General features: G+C 66.2%; 16 protein-coding genes, 2 rRNA genes and 1 riboswitch (1 of these 19 running past the window's edge). Of the genes, 11 read left to right on the plus strand and 7 right to left on the minus strand.

Translation table 11 applies throughout. From position 1 onward, the window contains the following. The 3 genes from MARPU_RS01330 to MARPU_RS01340 form a co-directional block, all read left to right on the plus strand. A 23S ribosomal RNA gene (locus tag MARPU_RS01330) occupies positions 1-1,941 on the plus strand (it extends 945 nt beyond the left edge of the window). A 104-nt stretch (positions 1,942-2,045) separates the two neighbouring features. After that, positions 2,046-2,161: ribosomal RNA gene (rrf, locus tag MARPU_RS01335) — 5S ribosomal RNA — on the plus strand. A gap of 473 nt (positions 2,162-2,634) precedes the next feature. Continuing rightward, complete coding sequence (locus tag MARPU_RS01340; protein ID WP_005224553.1) at positions 2,635-3,765, plus strand: DegT/DnrJ/EryC1/StrS family aminotransferase; 1,131 nt, start codon at positions 2,635-2,637, stop codon at positions 3,763-3,765. Between the two features lie 104 nt (positions 3,766-3,869). On the opposite strand, the gene thiC is transcribed toward MARPU_RS01340, so the two are convergent. Continuing rightward, the gene (gene thiC / locus MARPU_RS01345; protein WP_005224552.1) at positions 3,870-5,762 is read right to left on the minus strand and encodes a phosphomethylpyrimidine synthase ThiC; all 1,893 of its coding nucleotides are present in this window, start codon (positions 5,760-5,762) and stop codon (positions 3,870-3,872) included. A gap of 180 nt (positions 5,763-5,942) precedes the next feature. Beyond that, a riboswitch (TPP riboswitch) is annotated at positions 5,943-6,085 on the minus strand. Between the two features lie 172 nt (positions 6,086-6,257). Here thiC and MARPU_RS01350 point away from each other — a divergent pair. Then, entirely contained in the window at positions 6,258-6,794 is a 537-nt protein-coding gene (locus MARPU_RS01350; RefSeq protein WP_232229485.1) for a hypothetical protein, read from the plus strand. Positions 6,795-7,083: 289 nt separating this feature from the next. Here MARPU_RS01350 and MARPU_RS01355 read toward each other — a convergent pair whose 3' ends face one another. Continuing rightward, positions 7,084-8,151 carry a class III poly(R)-hydroxyalkanoic acid synthase subunit PhaC gene (locus MARPU_RS01355; protein WP_005224550.1) on the minus strand — a complete coding sequence of 356 codons (1,068 nt, stop codon included), beginning with the start codon at positions 8,149-8,151 and terminating at the stop codon, positions 7,084-7,086. A 59-nt stretch (positions 8,152-8,210) separates the two neighbouring features. Continuing rightward, positions 8,211-9,278, minus strand: coding sequence for a class III poly(R)-hydroxyalkanoic acid synthase subunit PhaE (gene phaE, locus MARPU_RS01360; protein WP_005224549.1), 1,068 nt, complete (start codon positions 9,276-9,278; stop codon positions 8,211-8,213). Between the two features lie 251 nt (positions 9,279-9,529). On the opposite strand from phaE, the gene MARPU_RS01365 reads away from it, so the two are divergent. From MARPU_RS01365 to phbB, 4 genes are all read left to right on the plus strand, one after another. Continuing rightward, positions 9,530-10,714, plus strand: coding sequence for an acetyl-CoA C-acetyltransferase (locus MARPU_RS01365; RefSeq protein WP_005224548.1), 1,185 nt, complete (start codon positions 9,530-9,532; stop codon positions 10,712-10,714). Between the two features lie 190 nt (positions 10,715-10,904). Next, on the plus strand, positions 10,905-11,390 hold the full coding sequence (gene phaR, locus MARPU_RS01370; protein ID WP_005224547.1) for a polyhydroxyalkanoate synthesis repressor PhaR: 486 nt from the start codon (positions 10,905-10,907) through the stop codon (positions 11,388-11,390). 195 nt (positions 11,391-11,585) lie between these two features. After that, positions 11,586-11,951, plus strand: a complete 366-nt coding sequence (locus MARPU_RS01375; protein ID WP_005224546.1) for a phasin family protein — start codon at positions 11,586-11,588, stop codon at positions 11,949-11,951. Between the two features lie 144 nt (positions 11,952-12,095). Then, positions 12,096-12,836, plus strand: coding sequence for an acetoacetyl-CoA reductase (phbB, locus tag MARPU_RS01380; RefSeq protein ID WP_005224545.1), 741 nt, complete (start codon positions 12,096-12,098; stop codon positions 12,834-12,836). A gap of 127 nt (positions 12,837-12,963) precedes the next feature. Here the strand turns inward: phbB and MARPU_RS01385 are convergent, their stop codons facing one another. From MARPU_RS01385 to MARPU_RS01395, 3 genes are read right to left on the minus strand one after another with little or no spacing between them, the layout of a single operon-like run. After that, the gene (locus tag MARPU_RS01385) at positions 12,964-13,857 is read right to left on the minus strand and encodes a glycosyltransferase (RefSeq protein ID WP_005224544.1); all 894 of its coding nucleotides are present in this window, start codon (positions 13,855-13,857) and stop codon (positions 12,964-12,966) included. 4 nt (positions 13,858-13,861) lie between these two features. After that, positions 13,862-15,604, minus strand: coding sequence for an asparagine synthase-related protein (locus MARPU_RS01390; RefSeq protein ID WP_005224543.1), 1,743 nt, complete (start codon positions 15,602-15,604; stop codon positions 13,862-13,864). Continuing rightward, positions 15,592-16,716, minus strand: coding sequence for a hypothetical protein (locus MARPU_RS01395; protein WP_005224542.1), 1,125 nt, complete (start codon positions 16,714-16,716; stop codon positions 15,592-15,594). The genes MARPU_RS01390 and MARPU_RS01395 overlap by 13 nt, the downstream gene beginning before the upstream one ends. A gap of 108 nt (positions 16,717-16,824) precedes the next feature. Here MARPU_RS01395 and MARPU_RS01400 point away from each other — a divergent pair, with 108 nt between their 5' ends. From MARPU_RS01400 to MARPU_RS01410, 3 genes are read left to right on the plus strand one after another with little or no spacing between them, the layout of a single operon-like run. Beyond that, positions 16,825-18,234, plus strand: a complete 1,410-nt coding sequence (locus MARPU_RS01400; protein ID WP_005224541.1) for an O-antigen ligase family protein — start codon at positions 16,825-16,827, stop codon at positions 18,232-18,234. Next, on the plus strand, positions 18,234-19,382 hold the full coding sequence (locus MARPU_RS01405) for a glycosyltransferase (protein WP_005224540.1): 1,149 nt from the start codon (positions 18,234-18,236) through the stop codon (positions 19,380-19,382). The genes MARPU_RS01400 and MARPU_RS01405 overlap by 1 nt, the downstream gene beginning before the upstream one ends. After that, positions 19,376-20,599, plus strand: coding sequence for a glycosyltransferase (locus MARPU_RS01410; protein WP_005224539.1), 1,224 nt, complete (start codon positions 19,376-19,378; stop codon positions 20,597-20,599). The genes MARPU_RS01405 and MARPU_RS01410 overlap by 7 nt, the downstream gene beginning before the upstream one ends. Here the strand turns inward: MARPU_RS01410 and MARPU_RS01415 are convergent. Beyond that, positions 20,596-21,657, minus strand: coding sequence for an alginate lyase family protein (locus tag MARPU_RS01415; protein WP_005224538.1), 1,062 nt, complete (start codon positions 21,655-21,657; stop codon positions 20,596-20,598). The two genes, MARPU_RS01410 and MARPU_RS01415, sit on opposite strands and share 4 nt — an antisense overlap. Positions 21,658-21,670: the final 13 nt, after the last annotated feature.

The following is a 21,670-nucleotide window of genomic DNA, read 5'->3' on the forward strand; positions in this document are numbered from 1 at the left end:
TAACGTCCGTCGTCAAGAGGGAAACAACCCAGACCGCCAGCTAAGGTCCCTAAATCATGGCTCAGTGGGAAACGATGTGGGAAGGCCCAGACAGCCAGGAGGTTGGCTTAGAAGCAGCCACCCTTTAAAGAAAGCGTAATAGCTCACTGGTCGAGTCGGCCTGCGCGGAAGATGTAACGGGGCTCAAGCCATGTACCGAAGCTGCGGATGCGTGTAAACGCATGGTAGGGGAGCGTTCTGTAAGTCTGCGAAGGTGTGCTGTCAGGCATGCTGGAGATATCAGAAGTGCGAATGCTGACATGAGTAACGACAAAGGGAGTGAGAGTCTCCCTCGCCGAAAGCCCAAGGTTTCCTGCGCAACGTTCATCGGCGCAGGGTGAGTCGGCCCCTAAGGCGAGGCCGAAAGGCGTAGTCGATGGGAAGCAGGTTAATATTCCTGCACCAGCTGTAACTGCGATGGGATGACGGAGAAGGCTAGGTCAGCCGGCCGATGGTAGTGCCGGTCCAAGCGAGTAGGGAGTGTCCTTAGGCAAATCCGGGGACACAATCCTGAGACGTGATGACGAGTTCCTACGGGAACGAAGTGATTGATGCCAAGCTTCCAGGAAAAGTCTCTAAGCTTCAGGTTACAGATGACCGTACCCCAAACCGACACAGGTGGGCAGGGTGAGAATCCCAAGGCGCTTGAGAGAACCCTGGTGAAGGAACTAGGCAAAATGGTACCGTAACTTCGGGAGAAGGTACGCCCTTGGTAAGTGAAGCGACTTGCTCGTGGAGCTGAAGAGGGTTGCAGTGACCAGGCCGCTGCGACTGTTTATTAAAAACACAGCACTCTGCAAACTCGTAAGAGGACGTATAGGGTGTGACGCCTGCCCGGTGCCGGAAGGTTAAGTGATGGGGTTATCTTCGGAGAAGCTCTTGATCGAAGCCCCGGTAAACGGCGGCCGTAACTATAACGGTCCTAAGGTAGCGAAATTCCTTGTCGGGTAAGTTCCGACCTGCACGAATGGCGTAACGATGGCGGCACTGTCTCCACCAGGGACTCAGTGAAATTGAAATCTCGGTCAAGATGCCGAGTACCCGCGGCTAGACGGAAAGACCCCGTGAACCTTTACTATAGCTTTGCACTGGACTTTGAACCTACTTGTGTAGGATAGGTGGGAGGCTTTGAAACAGTGGCGCCAGCTGCTGTGGAGCCAACCTTGAAATACCACCCTGGTATGTTCGGAGTTCTAACCTCGGTCCGTGATCCGGATCAGGGACAGTGCATGGTGGGTAGTTTGACTGGGGCGGTCTCCTCCCAAAGCGTAACGGAGGAGCACGAAGGTACCCTCAGCGCGGTCGGAAATCGCGCAATGAGTGCAAAGGCATAAGGGTGCTTGACTGCGAGACAGACACGTCGAGCAGGTACGAAAGTAGGTCTTAGTGATCCGGTGGTTCTGTATGGAAGGGCCATCGCTCAACGGATAAAAGGTACTCCGGGGATAACAGGCTGATACCGCCCAAGAGTTCATATCGACGGCGGTGTTTGGCACCTCGATGTCGGCTCATCACATCCTGGGGCTGAAGTCGGTCCCAAGGGTATGGCTGTTCGCCATTTAAAGTGGTACGCGAGCTGGGTTTAGAACGTCGTGAGACAGTTCGGTCCCTATCTGCCGTGGGCGTTGGAGACTTGAGGGAAGCTGCTCCTAGTACGAGAGGACCGGAGTGGACGTACCCCTGGTGTTCCGGTTGTCACGCCAGTGGCATTGCCGGGTAGCTATGTACGGACGGGATAACCGCTGAAAGCATCTAAGCGGGAAGCCCCTCCCAAGATGAGGTCTCCCTGGGCACTTGATGCCCCTGAAGGTCCGTCGAAGACCACGACGTTGATAGGCAGGATGTGGAAGCGCGGTAACGTGTGAAGCTAACCTGTACTAATTGACCGTGCGGCTTGACCATATAACACCCAAATGCGTTGCAGGGCATCGGCTCACGCAACTGCCGACAACGATCTGAACCGAATTGGTCCTGTCCGAGATGATCGGGCAAGACAAAGCAGTTTTCCTGGCGGCCATAGAGTCCTGGACCCACCTGATCCCATCCCGAACTCAGAAGTGAAACAGGACCTCGCCGATGATAGTGTGGGGCCTCCCCATGCGAAAGTAGGTCACTGCCAGGACCTTATCCCGAAACCCCCGAGCACTCCGTGTTCGGGGGTTTTACTTTGTGCGGCGGAAAAAGCCGCCAGCCGCCAGCCGTCAGCCGTCAGCCGTCAGCCGGAAAGATTGAACCGCAAAGGCCCAAAGGACGCGAAGAAGAGAAGGGCTTCCAGCGATCAGCGGCCAGCCGCCAGCTGACAGCCTCCAGTGATGGCCCTCGTCGGCGTTGGAGTCTTGCCTATCCAAACCCCTTTGCGTGCTTCGCGCCTTCGCGGTTCAATCTTCTGGCCGCTGGCCGCTGGCCGCTGGCCGCTGGCCGCTGGCCGCTGGCCGCTGGCCGCTCGTTACCCTCGTCACGCAATTGGGTTAGGATTCAAGCACAACGATCAATCGCCCGTGCCGTGATGCCTGCCGTTGTCGTGCAGAGCCATTCGTGGGGTAGCACCGGCGCGGCGAACTGGTCCTTCTGCACCCGAAATCAAAGGCGAGTTGAATGCAATTCATCGATCTGAAAACGCAGTACGCGCGCATCGAGCAGGACGTTCGGAGCCGTATCGACGCGGTTCTGAGTCACGGTCAGTACATCATGGGCCCCGAGGTCCAGGCGCTCGAGGAAGAGCTTGCGACCTTTGTCGGGGTCGAGCACTGCGTCGGGCTTTCGAGTGGGACCGATGCGCTGCTCGCGGCGATGATGGCCCTCGAGATCGGCCGCGGGGACGAGGTGATCACCACGCCCTTCACCTTCATCGCCACCGCCGAGATGATCGCCTTGCTCGGTGCCCGCCCGGTGTTCGTCGACATTGACCCGGTAACCTACAATATCGATCCCATGGCCTTGGAAGGAGCGATCACCGGTCGTACCCGTGCGATCATGCCGGTCTCGCTCTACGGTCAGTGCGCCGATATGGATGCGGTCAACGCCGTGGCCGAGGCCCACAACATTCCGGTGATCGAGGACGCGGCGCAGAGCTTCGGCGCGACCTACAAGGGCAAGCGCTCCTGTGGGCTCTCGACCATCGGCTGCACCTCCTTCTTCCCGGCCAAGCCGCTCGGTGCCTATGGCGATGCGGGTGCCTGCTTCACCAATGATGCAGAGCTGGCACGCCAGCTGCGCGAGGTGCGCAATCACGGCCAGTCGCGCCGTTATCATCATCCTCGTCTCGGTATCAATGGCCGTCTCGATACCATGCAGGCGGCGGTGTTGCAGTCGAAGCTGGCGATCTTCCCCGACGAGGTCGAGGCCCGTGGTCGGCTGGGTGCGCGCTATAGCGAACTGCTGCGCGCGCGCGGCGCGGGAACGACCGCCGAGCCGGGTGAAAGCGGCGTGCTGACCCCTTCGGTTGCTCCCGGCAATACTTCGGTCTACGCCCAGTACACCCTGCAGGTGTCGGACCGCGAGGCGGTGGCCGAGGCGCTCAAGGCGCGTGACATCCCCACTGCGGTGCACTATCCGGTGCCGCTCAACGAGCAGCCGGTGTTCCATGTCCCGGGAGCGTCGGCGACGCCGGTCAGTGCTGAGGTCGCCGAGCGTGTGATCAGCCTGCCGATGCACCCCTATCTCACCGAGGAGGTGCAGCGCGAGGTGGTCGAGGCGGTGGCCGAGGCCTGCGGCCTCGAGGGCTGACTGAACTGCCCCGGCGATGATCGCCGGGGCAGGAAGGGATGAACCCCGGCCCGTGAGAGACGGACCGGGCGCCCGCCTCGCAATGGGGCGGACAGGCGTCGGGCTCAGACCTCCTTGTAGAGTTCGGCGCCGGCTTCGCGGAACTCGCGGGCCTTCTCCTGCATGCCGCTCTCGACCGCCTGGTCGAGGTCCTCGATCTTCTGGCTGTTGGCGTATTCGCGCACGTCCTGGGTGATCTTCATCGAGCAGAAGTGCGGTCCGCACATCGAGCAGAAGTGAGCGACCTTGTGCGAGTCGTGCGGCAGCGTGCGGTCGTGGAACTCGCGTGCGCGCTCGGGATCGAGCGAGAGGTTGAATTGATCCTCCCAGCGGAACTCGAAGCGCGCCTTGCTCAGCGCGTTGTCTTGAACCTGGGCGCCCGGCAGCCCCTTGCCGAGATCGGCGCCGTGGGCGGCGATCTTGTAGGTGATGATGCCGCTGCGCACGTCCTCCTTGTCGGGCAGGCCAAGGTGTTCCTTGGGGGTGACGTAGCAGAGCATGGCGGTGCCGTACCAGCCGATGTTGGCCGCGCCGATGCCCGAGGTGATGTGGTCGTAGGCCGGCGCGATGTCGGTGATCAGCGGGCCGAGGGTGTAGAAGGGGGCCTCGAAGCAGTCGGCCAGCTCCTTGGTGACGTTCTCCTGGATCATCTGCAGCGGCACGTGACCGGGGCCCTCGATCATCACCTGCACGTCGTGCTCCCAGGCGCGCTTGGTCAGCTCGCCGAGGGTTTCGAGTTCGGCGAACTGAGCGCGATCGTTGGCGTCGGCGAGCGAGCCCGGACGCAGCCCGTCGCCGAGGCTGACGGCGACGTCATAAGCGCGGAGGATTTCGCACAGCTCCTCGAAGTTGGTGTAGAGGAAGTTCTCCTGGTGATGCGCCAGGCACCACTTGGCGAGGATCGAGCCGCCGCGCGAGACGATGCCGGTGACCCGGTCGGCGGTCAGCGGGATGTAGCGCAGCAGCAGCCCGGCGTGGATGGTGAAGTAGTCGACGCCCTGCTCGGCCTGCTCGATCAGGGTGTCGCGTACCAGCTCCCAGGTCAGCTCCTCGGGGCGGCCGTCGACCTTCTCCAGCGCCTGGTAGATGGGCACGGTGCCGATCGGCACCGGCGAGTTGCGCAGGATCCACTCGCGGGTCTCGTGGATGTTCTTGCCGGTCGACAGGTCCATCAGGGTGTCGCCGCCCCAGCGCGCCGACCACACCATCTTCTCGACCTCTTCCTCGATCGACGAGGTGGTGGCCGAGTTGCCGATGTTGGTGTTGATCTTCACCCGGAAGTTGCGACCGATGATCATCGGCTCCACCTCAGGGTGGTTGATGTTGGCCGGGATCACCGCGCGACCGCGCGCGACCTCGTCACGCACGAACTCCGGGGTGATCTGCTCGGGCAGCGGCTGGCCGAAGGCGTTGCCGGGGTGCTGGCGCAGCAGGCTGGCATAGCGCGGGTCGGCGCGCAGTTCGTCGAGCCGCATGTTCTCGCGGATGGCGACGAACTCCATCTCCGGGGTGACGATGCCGCGGCGGGCATAGGCCATCTGGGTGATCGACTGACCAGGCTTGGCGCGTCGCGGGGTACGCAGATGCTCGAAACGCAGGTGCGCTAACGCGGGATCACTCTGCCGGGCACGCCCGAAGGCCGAGGTTGGGCCGTCGAGCTGCAGGGTGTCGCCACGCGCCTCGATCCAGCCCGAGCGCAGATCGGGCAGACCGGCCATCAGATCGATGCTGGCATTCGGGTCGGTATAGGGTCCCGAGGTGTCATAGACGGGAATCGGTGGATTCTCCTCCGGCTCGCCGCTGGTGAGCGTGGGACTCTGGGTGACCTCGCGCATGGGCACGCGCAGATCGGGGCGCGAGCCGGTGACATAGACCTTGCGTGAATTCGGGAAAGGGCGGGTGGCGGCCTCGGAGAGTTGCGCGGTCTTGTGAACGAAGTCTTCTGGAATGGCGCTCATCGGATTTCCTCAGGACTGGAGCGGGGCGCTGGGCTCCACGCGATTGCTGGTTCGGCCAGCGTGGGCTGTGGGTCGACCTGGATGCGCCGTGTGGATGTTGGCGAGCGCCGTCGGGCAGGTATGCGGCATGGTGGGAGCGGGCGGGCGCGGGCACCGGGTGGGGTGTCGCAGGATCGCCGTCGGCTCCATTGCCTGCTTTCCTGCGCCGGCATGATCCGGGTCAGGTTCGAAGGGTCTCTTCTCAGCCCGTTCCGGCCCCGGCGTGCGCCGCGGATCTCGCGGTCGCCGCCCGCGAATCGGCGCGGACACCCCCAGCAGTGAATGTCACTCGAAGCTATAGAAAGGACGCCATGATTTCAACCGCGAATCCACGCGGTTGGTGTGATTTCGCCATCTCTGGAGGGTTGTGCCATGCTCGATCGAGACTCTTTCGCTGTCCCCCACGCACAAGGCCCCTCGAACGGGGTACGTCCTGTTGCCGATGTCGACCGGTTGGTGCTGACGCCGACCGATCCGCGTGGTCGTCCAGGGATGCGGCTGTTGGTCGGTCAACTCACCGAGGCCGGCTTCATCGGTGCGCCGCTGTGGCCGGATCGGTCGATCTACCGGGTCGGCGATGACTTTCTGGCGCTGGTGAGCTTTGCCGGGTGCGCGGTGCGGATCGACCCGACGGGCCAGGGCGAGGGGCCTTGGTGTCGGGTCGGGATCCCGCGCCCGAGCGCGCGGGCACGTCCCTGTCTCGGGCGCAATACTCGTGCGCCGCGCTGTCATGAATGTCGCTCGCGGCTGGAGGATTGGCCGCGTCGGTTGGAGCTGTGGCACAGCCAGCCGCGCAGCGGCTGGCGCTGCGACGGTTGTGGTGTGGTCCGGCCACCCTGGGGCTGGGACTGGGGGCGACGGGGCGGGTTCGGGCGGACCTTCGTGGAGGTCGAGGCAGTGTTCCCCGGCGAGGCGGTGCCGACCCCGGCGCTGCTCGATCTGTTGACTCGGGCCAGTGGCCTGAGCTGGCGCTATTTCTACGTCCAGGGTTGAATCAGTCGCCAGTCGCCAGTCGCCAGTCGCCAGTCGCCAGTCGCCAGTCGCCAGTCGCGGGATTGAACCGCAAAGCCCCAAAGTGCGCTAAGGGGGCGAAGAGGTGCGGCTGAGGCCGGGGTGTGCGTGCGAGTCCATCGGTTTCTGCACCGGCGCCGTCGGCAGGCGCTGACGCTGATGTTGGGGTGCCGAAAGGCGGCAACCCAACCGACGGGACGCCAGCGATCAGCCGCCAGCCGCGACAGACCCCTTGCTCAGAAGGGTGCCTGTCGCGCTCGATGGCGGTGACTCAGGTCCGGGCGTTGAGCCAGTCACCGATCGCCGGGGTGACCTCCTTCTGCGCCTTGCCGCTGACATAGATGCCGATATGACCGCCGGGGAAGGCCAGCTCGGTGTAGTCCTCGCTGCCGACCAGGCCCTTGAGTGCGCGTGAGGCATCCGGTGGCACCAGGTGGTCCTGCAGGGCGTAGATGTTGAGCACCGGGCAGCTGATCCGGGCCAGATCGATCTCGTCCTCGCCGATCCGCACGCCGCCGTTGATGAAGCCGTTGCGCTGGTAGAAGTCCTTGATGAACTGACGGAAGGTCTCGCCGGCCTGATCGGGGCTGTCGAAGATCCACTTCTCCATGCGCAGGAAGTTCTTCACCTTGCGCGGGTCGTCGAGCAGGTCGACCATGTTGATGTATTTCTGCCCGGTCAGGCTGAACGGCTTGAGCGAGAGGAAGGTCCAGTTGAGCAGCTCGCCCGGAATGTTGCCCATGGTGTCGACGGCGAGGTCGACATCGACGTCCTGTACCCAGGCCGAGAGCAGGTTGTCCGGGGTCTGGAAGTTGACCGGGGTGACCATGGTCACCAGGTTGTTGACCTTGTCCTGGTGGAGCGAGGTGTACATCAGGCTGAAGGCGCCGCCCTGGCAGATGCCGAGGATGTTGACGCGGTCGATGTCGTGGGTCTCGCGGATGTGGTCGACGCAGCGGTCGATATAGCCGTTGATGTAGTCGTCGAGGGTCAGCGCGCGATCGGCCTGATCGGGGTAGCCCCAGTCGATCAGGTAGACGTCCTGCCCGGTGGCGAGCAGCCCCTTGATGGTCGAGCGATCCTCCTGGATGTCGGTCATGTAGGGTCGGTTGACCAGGGCGTAGACCACCAGCAGCGGGATCGGCTGGCGCGCCGCGCCCTCGGGCGCTTGGTAGCGGTAGAGGGTCAGCTTGTCCTCCTGATAGACCGCCTCCTTGGGGGTCACGCCGGTATCGATCTCGCCGGCGCTGATCAGGTTCTCCATGCCCTGGCCGAGCTTGCGATTGTAGTCGAGCATCTCCTGGGCGAGCTTGTCGGGTCGGATATCGATGGGGATCACGATCTCGTTCCTCTCGGTGTGCGGCGGGTGCGCGCGGCTGGGTTGGCGGGGCGACTCGATCAGCTGCTCGTGGTCGGTTTGGCGGTGGTCTTCTTGCGTGCCGTGGTCTTGCGCGTCGCCGGGGTGCGCTTGAGCGCGGTGGCCGGCTCCTTCGCCGGCTCGCCGAGCGCGGCCTCCACCCGCTTCTCGAGCTGGTGCAGGCGGCAGCGCAGCTGCTTGTTCTCGCGGCGGGTCTCTTGCAGCCGGTCCTGCAGGGTGCGCAGCTCGCTGCGGGTGGGCATGTTCAGCGCGCCGAGGTTCTCGTCGACGATCACCGACATGCGCTTCTTGAACCGCATCTGAGCGTTGATCAGCCGACCGTGGATGCGCGCGTACTCGGGGGTGGCGACCTCCTCGGCATAGACGCTCTCGCAGCACCCCACCCAGTTGTCGTAGAGCGCGCGGGCCGAATCGACGCTCTTACCGGACTCGACCACACCTTGGATGAAGCTACCCATGCGCTCGACCGACTTCATCCCCAGGCGGCTGTAGAACCCGGTGTACTCTTGTAGCGCCGACTGATAATCCATCGAGCAGCGCAGCAGCTCCTGGTACTGCGCCTGCTCCTCGCGGGTGTAGCCGAGTCCCGGTGCCGAGAGCGCCTGATCGAGGCGGTCCTTGAGCTGGTCGTGCGGCATGTTGCGCAGGAAGTCGCCGGGGACCGGCGAGAGCGAGGACATCATCCGCTGCCAGTTGTCGAGCGGTAGCTCCCAGAACGCGCTCATCCGCTGCATCGCCTCGTTGCCGCCGCCGTCGAGACCGCCGCTGAAGCGCTGCTGCATCTCCTCCATGGCCTTGAGCCAGGTGCTCATCGGGTCCTTGCTGTCGCTGCCACCGTTGACGAACTGTTCACCCAGCCCGAACAGGGTCTGACCCTGCTCGATCAACTTGTCCATGAAGGCGCGGGTGCTGTCCGGGGCCGCAGGCGACATCGCTCGCCACCACTGCTCGATACTCTCCGACCAGGCGTTGGTCGGCTTGGCGTGTTCCGTTGCGCCCATCGCCTTGCGGCTCATCTCGGTCCAGCCATCCCAATACTTGCGCTGCAGTTCGAGCCAGTCATCGTCGAAAAAGATGCCCTTACTCATGCTATTGCCTTCCTCAGGATCGGGTTTGAACGAACGTTAGCATGCCGATTTGTGCACTGCAACAAAGGTGCGTAGAATCCCTATTGAAACCGGACCGGCGTGTCGTCTCGTGTCCTGAACCGGATAGTACAGGCTCGCGGGGGTTGCAATCCGGCGGTCATTGCGCAACGGTGCTCCGACCGGCGGTTGCCGGTATCCACAACCATTCGCCCGACCTAATCGATCAATCCAAGCGAGAGAGCGTATACACGATGAGTGAAGATATCGTCATTGTCGACGCCGGACGTACCGCCGTCGGCAACTTCGGTGGCAGTCTCTCCTCCCTGCCAGCCACGGAACTGGGTACGGTCGTGCTCAAGGCACTGCTGGCGCGCACCGGACTCGATCCGCAGCGGGTCGACGAGGTGGTGCTCGGCCAGGTGCTTGCCGCCGGGGTCGGGCAGAACCCGGCGCGCCAGACCGCGCTCAATGCCGGGCTGCCGCACGGGGTGTCGGCGATGACCATCAACAAGGTCTGCGGCAGTGGTCTCAAGGCGGTCCACCTGGCGATGCAGGCGGTCGCCTGTGGCGACGCCGAGGTCGTGATCGCCGGTGGACAGGAGAGCATGAGCCAGTCGTCGCACGTGCTGCCGCGCTCGCGCGACGGCCAGCGCATGGGCGACTGGAAGCTCAAGGACACCATGCTGGTCGATGGACTGACCGACGCCTTCGATCAGTGCCACATGGGCATGACCGCGGAGAACATCGCCAAGCAGTACGGTTTCACCCGCGAGGCGCAGGACGCCTTCGCCGCCGACTCGCAGCGCAAGGCCGAGGCGGCGATCGAGGCCGGGCGCTTCACCGACGAGATCGTCCCGGTGAGCATCCCGCAGCGCAAGGGCGAGCCGCTGGTCTTCGATCGCGACGAGTTCCCGCGCGCCGGCACCACCGCCGAGAAGCTCGGGCGGCTGCGCCCGGCCTTCGACCGCGAGGGTACGGTGACCGCGGGCAATGCCTCGGGGATCAACGATGGCGCGGCGATGGTGGTGGTGATGCGGGCATCGACCGCCGCGGCGCTGGGGCTGAGCCCGATGGCGCGACTGGTCGCCTTCGCCAGCGCCGGCGTCGACCCCAAGATCATGGGGACCGGTCCCATCCCGGCCTCCAACAAGTGCCTGAAGAAGGCGGGTTGGACCCCGGCCGAACTCGACCTGATCGAGGCCAACGAGGCCTTCGCCGCCCAGGCGATGTCGGTCAACCAGGAGATGGGCTGGGATCTCGACAAGGTCAACGTCAACGGCGGGGCGATCGCGCTCGGTCATCCGATCGGCGCCTCCGGCGCCCGGGTGCTGGTCAGCCTGCTCTACGAGATGCGTCGGCGCGAGGCCCGCAAGGGGCTGGCGACCCTGTGCATCGGTGGTGGTCAGGGGGTCGCGCTGGCCGTCGAACGCGTCTGAACCCGTCACCCGCCTCGAGCCGGCTCGAGGCGGGTGACGGCGCGCTGGCAGTCAGTCGTCGACGACTAGGGTAAACTGCGTGCGCAACAACGGTCGCCGGCATCACCGGCGGCCATTCCGATGACCCGGAGCGGTTCGGCCGCCTCAGTCTCCAGCCAATCGCGGATCGCCGAACCGGCGACAGGTGTCAATGGACAAATCGCGCATCATCAAGAAGTACCCCAACCGGCGCCTCTACGACACCGAGATCAGTCGTTACATCACCCTGGCCGACGTCCGTGCCCTGGTGATGGGCGGCGTCCCCTTCAAGGTGTTCGACACCGCCAACGATACCGACATCACCCGAGCGATCCTGTTGCAGATCATGCTCGAGGAGGAGAGCGGCGGCGAGCCGCTGTTCAGCGCCAACATGCTGGCGCAGATCATCCGCTTCTACGGCGGCACCCTGCAGGGCACCTTTGCGCGCTATCTCGAGGGCGCGCTGGACGTGTTCGCCAGACAGCAGCAGGAGCTGACCCAGTCGTGGGCCGATACCCCGCTCGACACCATGACCCGCATGGCACAGCAGAACGTCGAACTGTGGGGCGAGCTGCAGCGCGAGTTCATGCGTAACGCCGGCTTCGATCTCGGTCGTGGTCGCGACAGGTCCAAGCCCTCCGACGACGACACCGACTGACCGACCTCGCTGTCCTGCCTGCTGTTTCGCCGCTCGCGTCTCCGCCGGCCGCGCGGTGTCGCTGTCGCGCCACCGCTCCAAGATTGAATTTCGTCAATGCTGAAGATTACAAAAAACTTCATTGACGCTTCCGTGTACGGGGTCTATTGTGCACTGCAACAAATGCTGCAATGCACAAACCTTCGGAGATGACCCATGAGCACGAACGAAACCTTCAAGACCTTCAACGACATGACCACCAAGGGGATGGATCGCATGACCAGCCTCGGTGAACTCAATGTCAGTATCTTCGAGAAGCTCGCCAGCCGTCAGATGGACGCGCTGAGCCTCTACATGGACCACTCGATGCGGCTGATGACGCTTGCCACCGAGTCGAAGGGGTACAATGAGTTCTTTAAGGGCCAGGTCGAGGCGACCAAGGCGTTGACCGAGCGTATGATGGACGAGAACAAAGCCACCATGCAGGTGCTCGGCGAGACCCGCGAGGAGTATCGCGCCTGGCTCGAGAAGAACATGGCCGAGATCAGCGCCGACGTGCGCAAGGGCGTGGCCGCGAGCTGACGTCCGCAGACCGCGTGGTCCAGGACTGGACCGCCATTGACAATGACCCCGGCCGGAGTGCCGGGGCGTTGTGGATGAAGGATGCGGGTCCGCCCCGAGACGGTGCGGACCCGGACGACGACAAGACCTGAGGAGGAAACAGACATGTCTCGTATTGCGCTCGTCACCGGTGGTATCGGCGGTATCGGTACCGCCATCTGCAAGCGCCTCGCTGCCAATGGCTGCGTGGTGATCGCCAACCATCATCCCGCCGAGACCGAGGTCGCCGAGACCTGGAAGCGCGAGCGCGCCGCCGAGGGGTTGGAGTTCGACACCATCGCCGCCGACGTGGCCGATCCCGAGGACTGCGCGCGGATGGCCACGGCGATCACCGAACGTCATGGTCCGGTCGATATCCTCGTCAATTGCGCCGGCATCACCCGCGACAAGACCTTCAAGCGGATGGAGGCCGAGCACTGGAACGCGGTCCTCGACATCAATCTCAAGAGTGTCTTCAATGTCACCAAGCCGCTCTGGGAAGGCATGCTCGAGCGCGGTTTCGGGCGTATCATCAACATCTCGTCGGTGAATGGCCAAAAGGGTCAGTTCGGTCAGACCAACTATTCGGCGGCCAAGGCCGGCATGCATGGCTTCACCATGGCGCTGGCTCAGGAAGGGGCGGCCAAGGGTGTGACCGTGAACACGGTTTCGCCCGGTTATGTCGAGACCGCCATGACCCTGGCGATGAAGGATGAGGTCCGCGAGAGTATCATCTCCGGTATCCCGATGCGTCGGATGGCGCGGCCCGACGAGATCGCCGCCGCGGTGGCCTTCCTCGCGAGCGACGAGACCGCCTATGTCACCGGCGCCAATCTGCCGGTCAATGGCGGGCTCTTCATCCACTGAATTCGGACGGGGCCCGGCGAAAAACGCGATGCCGGACCCCAATGGTCCTACAGAGTCCTCCTCGTCTCTCTCACTATGAGACGTTTGCAGCCCGGCCCCGTGCCGGGCTTTTTTTTGTCCGCTCGAATCAGCGTGCGCGGTAGCGCAGCGCCAGAAGTCGCTTGAGCGCGGCAAGTGTCGGGGTGGTGTTGATCAGCAGCGGCAGCGCCCCCTTGAGGTTGCCGCGGTTGACCAGGCGGAGGAAGTCGCCCGGCGGCAGCGTCTCGCCGGCGAGCCGACGACGCAGGATCTCGAGCGAGTCGAGATGGCGCGGGGCGAGCTGGTCGCGATGCTTGGCGACGAAGCGTCCCAGTCCCTCGAGCACCCGGGTGCGGTCGCCGGAGATGCGTGTCAGCTCATGGTCCTTGAACTGCAGATAGCTCGCCTCGCGCAAGCGGTAGGCGGCACCGCGCGCCGTCACCAGTCGTACCCAGGTGTCGTAATCCTGCAGTGCCGGCAGCGCTGGATCGAAGCCGCCGATCTCGCGCAGCCACGCGGTGCGGGTGAGGACCTGATTGCCCAGCCGGTTGTAGTGGAGCATCGCCTCGAGATCGATCCGCCCAACATCGACCCGTCGGGTGATGTCGCCGCGTGGGGTGTGCTCGCGGACGGAGCTGCTCACGCACGACCACTGCCCCTCGGCGAAGCGGGCGAGCAGTCCGCTCAACCGCCCAGGCAGGAAGGCGTCGTCGTCGTCGAGCCCGGTGATCAGCGCCCCGCGCGCGACGGCGATGGCGCGATTGCGCGCGGCGCAGGCCCCGCTCGGCTCGGGCTGGCGCAGATAGCGCAGTCGCGCGCGCGCCGGGTGTGCCGCGATCCGCGCCGCGGTGTCATCGGTCGAGGCGTCGTCGACCACGATCAGTTCGAGATGCGGATAGTCCTGGGCGAGCACCGAGTCGATCGCGCGCATCAGCAGCGCGGCGCGGTTGTGGGTCGGCAGGTAGACGCTGATCAGCGGGTGTTCGGTGAGGATCTTGGGCATCGAGTCAGGGCAGGAGTTGGTCGCGCCAGACGGCGAGTCCGGTCGCACCGCGCGCCGGGTCGAGCTGGGTGGCGAGGTTGAGCAGGGCGAGCAGCTGCGTTCGGGGGCGGCGGTCGGCGCTGGCGAGGAGCGGACGCCAGGCGGCCGGGTCGAGTTCGGGGCTGTGTTCGAGCTGGTGGCGCAACAGTCCGAGGAGTGGTGCCGCTGGCTCGAGACCGCGTCGGCGTCGGATCAGTTGCTGGAGTTTGCGCGCCGGTCGCGGGTGCGCCTTGGCCAGCGTCTCGAGGCGGTGATGGATGAGAAAACGTGGCGAGCCCAGCGCCCCGGGGACCCCGGCGCGTGGTAGAGCGGCCAGCGTCGGGTCGAGCCGTTCGAGCAGGGCGCGATAGAGCCGGTAGTCGCGCTTGAGTGTGCGTGATGCGGCGAGGGCGGCACGCAGGAAGGGCATGGAGTAGAAGGGGGTGAGACTGGAGAACCAGTGACGGTTGCGGTCCTCGCCCTCGAACAGCCAGCGCCGGGCGCGCTCGTGGATCAGGAAGCGGGCATGGAGGGCGTTGCCGTCGTCCTCTGGATAGGCGGCGAAGTGCGCGTGCAGGGCGCGCTCCAGGTCCGCGCGCTCCAGTCCCACCAGGGCGGCGCACTGATCGAGGGTGAAGCGCCCGCGGCGCGCCACGATGTAGTCACAGGCCGCGCGCGCGTCGCGCAGCGCTAGCCCGGCGCCGAGGTCGGGCAGCAGCTTGTCGCCGCCGTCGCCGGTGATATAGCTCATCGTGCTGCCGTAGCGCGCGCGGAGGTGATCGAAGAAGGGCAGGTGGAAGGCGAGGTCGAGGTCGTTGAGTCCCTGCTTGATCTGCAACAGTCGCAGATAGTCGGCGCCGGTGCTGGGTGGCACATCGAAGCAGTGCCAGGGGCGATCGAGGTGCTGTGCGACCGCGGCGGCGAGCCGTTGTTCGCTCGAGGCGTACCAGCCGGCGCGTGCCATGCTCGCGCAGTTGAAGGGGGTGCCGATGGCGGCAAGGCCGGCGGCGACCGCGCGCGAGTCGAGTCCGCCGCTGAGCGCCAGCACCGGCGTGTCGGCGCGTCTGCTCAGTCGCTCGCAGGCGGTGGTGAAGTGATCGGCGAGTACCGCGGCCTGTTGGTCCAGGCTCGCGTTGCTGTGCGGCGTCTCGAAGCTGAGTCGTGCCAGGGTGCGGCGCTCGGTGTTGGCCTCGGCGTCGATCCGCAGCAGCGTCGCCGGGGCGAGCAGGGCGATGGCGCGCCACGGCGTGCGCTCGCCCAGGCCGTGACCGAACAGCAGCATCTCGGCGGCGCCCACCGGGTCGGTGGCGCGATCCGGGTCGGCAGCGACGGCGCGGGCGATGTCACGGCTGACCAAGATGGCGCCACGGCGCTCGAGCAGGTAGAGCGGGCGGCGTGCCAGGAGATCGTTGACGATCAGCCAGCGCTTGCTCGTCTTGTCGTGGATCAGCAGCACGAAGTCGCCGTCGAGCACCTCCAGTGCTGCGCCGGCCTTGGCCCAGTCCTCCTCGATCAGCGCCTCGATCAGTCGTCGCGGTGGCGCGTGCTCGCAGCCGTGGATCCAGCCTTCGAGCAATATCAGCGTGCGTCGGTCCTCCCAGCTGCGCACCGGCTCGCTCGCCGTCGGGTCGAGTTCGAGTGACACGCCGGGAGCGGTGAGCAGCGGCTCTCGTGGTGTGAGTGGGGGCAGCTGCTGTGCCGGGTCGATAGTCAGCGTCAGGCCGGACATGGCGAGGAGGTCCGAGGTTCGAGGTCGGCGAGTTGTCGTACCAGTGGCTCGGCGAGTTCCGCCGCACTGGCCTGCTCCGTGACCGCGAGGCTGAACCCGGGGACGCCCGTGAGGTTGTGCTCGAGCAGCGTGGTCAGATCGGCGCTGTCCGGGTCGGGGTGTGCGTAGTCGCTCATCGCCTCGAGCGGCCCCATGCCCCCCAGATAGAGCCGCTCGATGGCGACCAGCTGACGCAACAGGCACGTCGCTTCGAGCGGTGTGCAGCCCTGTCGTTCTGCGGGAGTCAGTACGAAAAGTGCGTCGGGTTGGGCGCTGGAGAGGATCCGCGTGCTCGGCAGATGTGTGGTTAGGTCCTGGGGGAAGGCCGGATTGATCAGGGGTTGCAGCAGCGGTTGCAGCTTGTCGCTGATCGTGCGCGTGGCGATATGCTGTAGCCGTTCGAGCAGCAGACGCAGCGGCTGCGAGCGGATCGTGCGTGGTGCGTCGGGGCCGTTCAGCCGTTCCGCCAACCAGGGCAGGGCACTGAGATGGTGGCGGCGGACGACCAAACGGTGCTCGAACAGGTGTGCCCGTCCCTGGTGCAGCAGCAGCTTGTCGTCGGCGAGATAGTCCCAGCCGCGATGGAGCAGCTCCAGCGTCAGATGGGTCTTGCGGCTACGCCTGGGGCCGAGCACGAGCGCGGTGCGGCCGCATGGGTCGCGCAGCGCCGCGGCATGGAGCAGCAGCCCGCCGCGCCGGGTCGCGCTAAGATGGATGGCGAACAGCAGCGCGTTGTAGAAGCGCTTGGTGGCCCCGGCGCGGCGCGAGACCAGGATACGCACCGGGGTGCCCGGGTCGAGGATCAGGTCGGGATGGCCGCGATGGCTGTAGAGTAGGACGCGCTGCCCCTCGAAGCAGACCGTGGTGACCTGTTGGGGGGCGACCCGCGGGGTACGCTCGCGCAGCATGGCGGCGCTCTCCGGCAGCGGCGCGCAGAGGACGTCGGGCAGGCGCCCGGAGGGCTCGATCAGGAAGTGACCGAGCCGCTTGCACACCACGGCGACATGGTTTGTTGAAAGCTGCTGTAGCCGAACATGGACCAGCCGGTGCAGCTCGAACTCGAGATCGGTCATGCGAGGACATCCACGACAAACTGGTTGCAGCATACAACAGGGCGCGATCGACCATGACCCTGGTGTTGCCGGACGGTGGCGCTGGCCGAGCGCCACGGGTGGGGAGAGATGAGACGATCGAGCATACCAGGGGCCACCAACCCACTGTGGGGCGCCTTCGTCGCGCTGATGATGGTCGCGACCCTGTTGCCGCTGTGGACCCCCTGGCCCGCGCTCGCCCTGCTGCCGGGAGTCGCGCTCGGCATCCTGATGATGCTCGGGCGATCACCGAGCTGGGGGCTCTATGCGATCGTCTTCCTGATCCCCTTCGGCAATTTCCGCCAGCTCGGCGGGCCGCTGCCGGAGATCAAGATCCACTGGGTGCTGGCGCTGGTGTTGCTCGTGGTGCTGGCGTTGCGACTGCTGCGCGAGCAGCAGGCCGTCGGCTTGCTGCGCTCCAACCTGTGGCCCTGGTGGGGGCTGTTTCTCGCCGTCAGCCTGTTCTCGACGCTGTGGTCGGCCTATCCGCTCGAGGCCGGCCAGCAGGTGCTGCTGACTCTGGTGGCGATGGCCTTCTTCGCCCTGGTGCTGGTCTTTCTCGATGCCCACGCGCTGGTGCGGCAGTTGCCGGTGGTGATCGTCGTCTCGGTCTCGCTTGGTTCGATGTTCGCGCTGATCGGCTATCTGTTCGGCGTGTCCTGGTTCGCGGTCGAGGTAGGTGACGACTTCACCCGCAGCACCGGTGTGACCAGCGACCCCAACAATCTGGCGATGCTGATCATCTTTGTATTGCCCTTCGTGGTGTTCTGGTTGGCCCATGGCCGTCGGCCACTGGTCCGACTGGCGGCGCTGGTGCTGTTGGCGATCAACCTCGGCGCCATGGTGGTGAGCTTCTCGCGCAGCGGCGGGCTGGTGACGGCGCTGTTGCTGGCGACGCTGCTGGTGGTCAATGCGCGCGGATTGCGTCCGCGTCATCTCGGGCTGCTGTTCGCCGGCGGGGCGATGGCGTTGCTGGTGGCGCTGCTGCTGGTGCCGCAGGGTTACTGGGAGCGTCAGGCGACGCTCACCGCCTCGGACACCGACCGCTCGATCAACCGTCGCGCCTCCTATCTGGTGGTGGCCGGCGATGCCTTCGAGGAGCGCCCGCTGATCGGGCACGGACCGGGCACCTTCCGCGAGCTCTACGCCAAGACCGACTGGGCGCAGCGTTTCGATCGCGAGGGCGCGACCAATCGTCGCTTTGCCCACAACACCTATCTCGAGGTGGTGGTCGGCACCGGGGTGCTGGGGTTGATCTGCTTTCTCGGCCTGCTGGCGCTGGCGGCGCGCAACCTCTGGCTGGCGCGTCGGCTGCTGCTGGCGCGCGGTGATCCCTATCATGCCGCGCAGGTGTTGCACTATCTGCTCGCCTTCCTCTTCCTGTTGCTCTACATGGCGATGTTCAGCGACGTGTTCCAGAAGTACATGCTGCTCTCGCTCGGGGTATCGCAGCTGTGGCTGCGCTTTGCGCTCAGCGCCTCGGTCGAGGGGAGGGATTGATGGTATCGCTCGCTCTCCTGTTGACGGTCGCCGCTGCCATCGCCATCGCCATCGCCATCGCAGCGTTGCTGGCGCTGCCCATGCTGTTGATCCTGCTGCCCGAGCGTCGGCCGGAGGCGATGCCCGGGGGCGTGCTGCCGGGGGCGGTGTCGCTGATCGTGCCGGTGCATGGTTCGGGCGCGGCGCTCGCGGCCAAGCTCGACTCGTTGCGCGGCCAGCACTGGGGCACGGGGCGGCTGGAGCTGATCCTCTCGCTCGACGGTCCGGTCGTCGACCTGCCGGTACTCCCCGACCTGCCCGGGGTCGATTGCCGGGTGCTTCGCAACCCGCGTCGCGGCAAATACGCTGCACTCAACGCTGCGGTCGCGGCGAGCGCGGGCGAGCTGCTGCTGTTCTCCGATCTCGATGCCCGACTCGCCCCCGGTGCGCTGGCGGCGATGGTCGCGGTCTTCGCCGAGGCCGGTGTCGGCGCCGCCTGCGCGCGTGTCGCGGTCGATCGTGAGGACGGGCTGATGCAGGCGCGCTACTGGGATCATGAGGGCCGGCTCAAGACGCGCGAGATGGTCCAGTTGGGCTCAATCACCGCGAGCAACGGCACCCTGCTGGCGATCCGGCGCGTGCTGTTCCGGCCGATCCCGGCAGGCGTGGTCGACGACCTCTTCGTCGGGCTGTGCGCCGTCGTCGCCGGGCGGCGCTTCGTCTTCGTGCCCGAGGCGGTGGCGCTGATGCCGCCGCCGGCGCGCACCCTGCGCCGGGTGTTCGCGCGTCAGCGGCGCATCGTCTGTCGCGGGCTCAACGCGTTGCGCCACTGTCCACAGGCGCTCTCGGTGCGCCGCCATGGTCGTTACGCACTGGCGCTGATCGCGCACAAGGTGTTGCGTCGCGCCTTTCCGCTGGCGCTGGCGTTGGGATTCGTGACGGTGCTCGCGCTGGCGCTGCTCGACGGTGGCGGCTGGCTGGTGCTGGCGCTGGCGGCGCTGGGCGGGCTCGGGGGGGCGCTTGGGCTGGTCGCGGCGCTCGGGCTCGATCGTGACCCCGGGCGCTGGCCACGCGTGCTGACGCTCGCCCCCTGGGCGCTGTGCGTCAACGCAGGGATCGCGATGGGGTGGTACGACTTTCTGCGTGGGCGGCGGGTGACCCAATGGTGAAGGTCGGCTATCTGGTCTCGCGCTTCCCCACCTTCACCGAGACCTTCGTGCTCGACGAGATGCTCGCGCTGGAGGCGCTGGGCGCCGAGATCACCCTCTTCCCGCTGCTGCGCGAGCGCCCGCGCGCCACCCATCCGCAGCTGGCGCGACTGCGCGCCGAGGTGGTCTACAGCGCTTTCGTCTCGGGGCCGATCCTGCGCGCCAACCTGGTGCTGGTGGCGCGCCGCCCCTGGCGCTATCTGCGCACCCTGGTCGAGACCTTCGCGCGGGTTGCGCCCAGCCCCAACTTCACCCTGGGCGCGGCCGGGATCTTCCTCAAGTCGGTCTATATCGCCGCCGAGGCCGAGCGTCGCGGCATCGGTCGGCTGCACGCGCACTTCTGTACTCACCCCGCGCTCGCCGCCTGGATCGCGCACCGGCTCACCGGGGTGCGCTACAGCTTCACCGCGCACGGCAGCGACCTCCACGTCGATCAGACCATGCTCGCCGAGAAGCTGCGCCGCGCCGACTTCGCAGTGATGATCTCGCGCTACAACCGCGATTTCACCCTGGCGCGGGTGGGCGCGCGCTGGGCCGACCGGCTGCGGGTGATCCATTGCGGCATCGACACCGGCGCCTTCGCTCCGCTGGCGCCGTGCGCCGACACCGACGACGGGGTGTTGCGCATCCTCTGTGTCGCCTCGCTGCGTCGGGTCAAGGGACATGTCCATCTGTTGCGCGCCTGCGCCCTGCTCGCCGCCGAGGGGCGGGAGTGGATCCTGACCCTGGTCGGAGACGGTCAACTGCGCGCCGAGCTGGAGACCGAGTGCCGGGCGCTGGGGATCGCCGCGCGCGTCCGTTTCCTCGGCCAGCTCACCCGGCCCGAGGTCACCGTCTGTCTGCGCGACTGTGACGTGGTGGCGCTGACCAGCGTGCAGGATGCTCGGGGGCGGCGCGAGGGTATTCCGGTGTCGCTGATGGAGGCATTGGCCGTCGAGCGCCCGGTGGTGGCCAGCCGGCTCTCGGGGATCCCCGAGCTGATCGAGCACGGGCGCACCGGGCTGCTCGTCGCACCGGGCGAGCCTGCAGCGATCGCCGCAGCCCTGGCCCGGGTGGCCGATCATCCAGAGGAGGCGCGGGCGCTGGCGCGCGCCGGGCGCGAGCGAGTGCTCGCCGAGTTCGACCTGAGCGACAACGCCGCGCGGCTCCATGCCGCGCTGGCTGCATCGCCCGACTAGTCGGGCGGCGCCCAGTCGGCGTGGGTCCAGTCGGTGTAACCGATGTTCTTGCCCGGGCGGCTCGGCATCGGGGCGGGGAAGTCGCGGTGATAGAAGTAGTTGATCAGGTGCGGCTGCCAGGTGTCGTCGCCCTCGGCGGGGAAGTCGGCCTGCTGGTGTAGCCACTCGAAGGCGCGCAGCAGGGCACGGTCCTGCCAGGCGAAGGCGTCGTAGCCGGCGCGCTCGAGGATCACCGCCTGGGCCAGCGCCCCCTGCAGGGTGGAGTAAACGTAGTTCTCGTGCGGTGGCGGCCAGTCGAAGGGGCCGCTGCGCCTCAGCCCTTCGGCGATCGCGCCGTCGATGCTGTGACCGCGACGCGCTGCCCCCCGCGGGTTGATGCCGACCGGGCGGCGCGGGTCGGCCTGCCAGTCGAGATCGCCGTAGCGGAAGCCGTTGTAGGCGGCGCGGTCGCCGAGCCAGCCGCGGAAGATGCGCGCGACCTCGGCGATTTCATCGGGCTCGCCGAGATAGGCGGCGATCGCCAGCCGGGTGGCGCCGGCATAGGTGCCCCAGCCGTTGGGGCGGCGCTCGTGGGTCTGGCGCAGGGTCCGTCCCTCGGACATCGGGGTGTCGCGCACCCGTGCCAGCCAGTCACGAAACAGCGCGTCCTGCTCCGGGGGGAGGCCGACCAGGTCGGCGGCGAGAACATAGGCCATCAGTTCGCGCCCGAGCGCGAGTGAGCTGGCGTCGTATTCGGTGCCGATGATGTCGAGACAGGCGCGGCGCACCGCCGCGGCCATCAGCGTATCGCCGGTGCGCACGTGGACCAGCGCCTTGGCGAAGACCCGCACGTTGCTCGGGTCGTTCTGGTCGGAGAGGTCGGGGTCGAGCACCAGCCGTTCGGCGTCATTGCGCACCGCCTCCCAGGCCGCACCTGTGATCGGCAGCTCGGCCAGGCGCGCACGCGCGATCCAGGGGCCGGCGGCGAGGCGCTCCATGTCGGGCGGGGGCGCGGCCCGGGGCAGGGCGGGAACGAGCAGCACGGATGCCAGCAGCAGGCGGTGGACGAGGCGTGACATGGGGATCCCCTCG

The organism is Marichromatium purpuratum 984 (assembly GCF_000224005.2).
GTDB lineage: Bacteria > Pseudomonadota > Gammaproteobacteria > Chromatiales > Chromatiaceae > Marichromatium > Marichromatium purpuratum.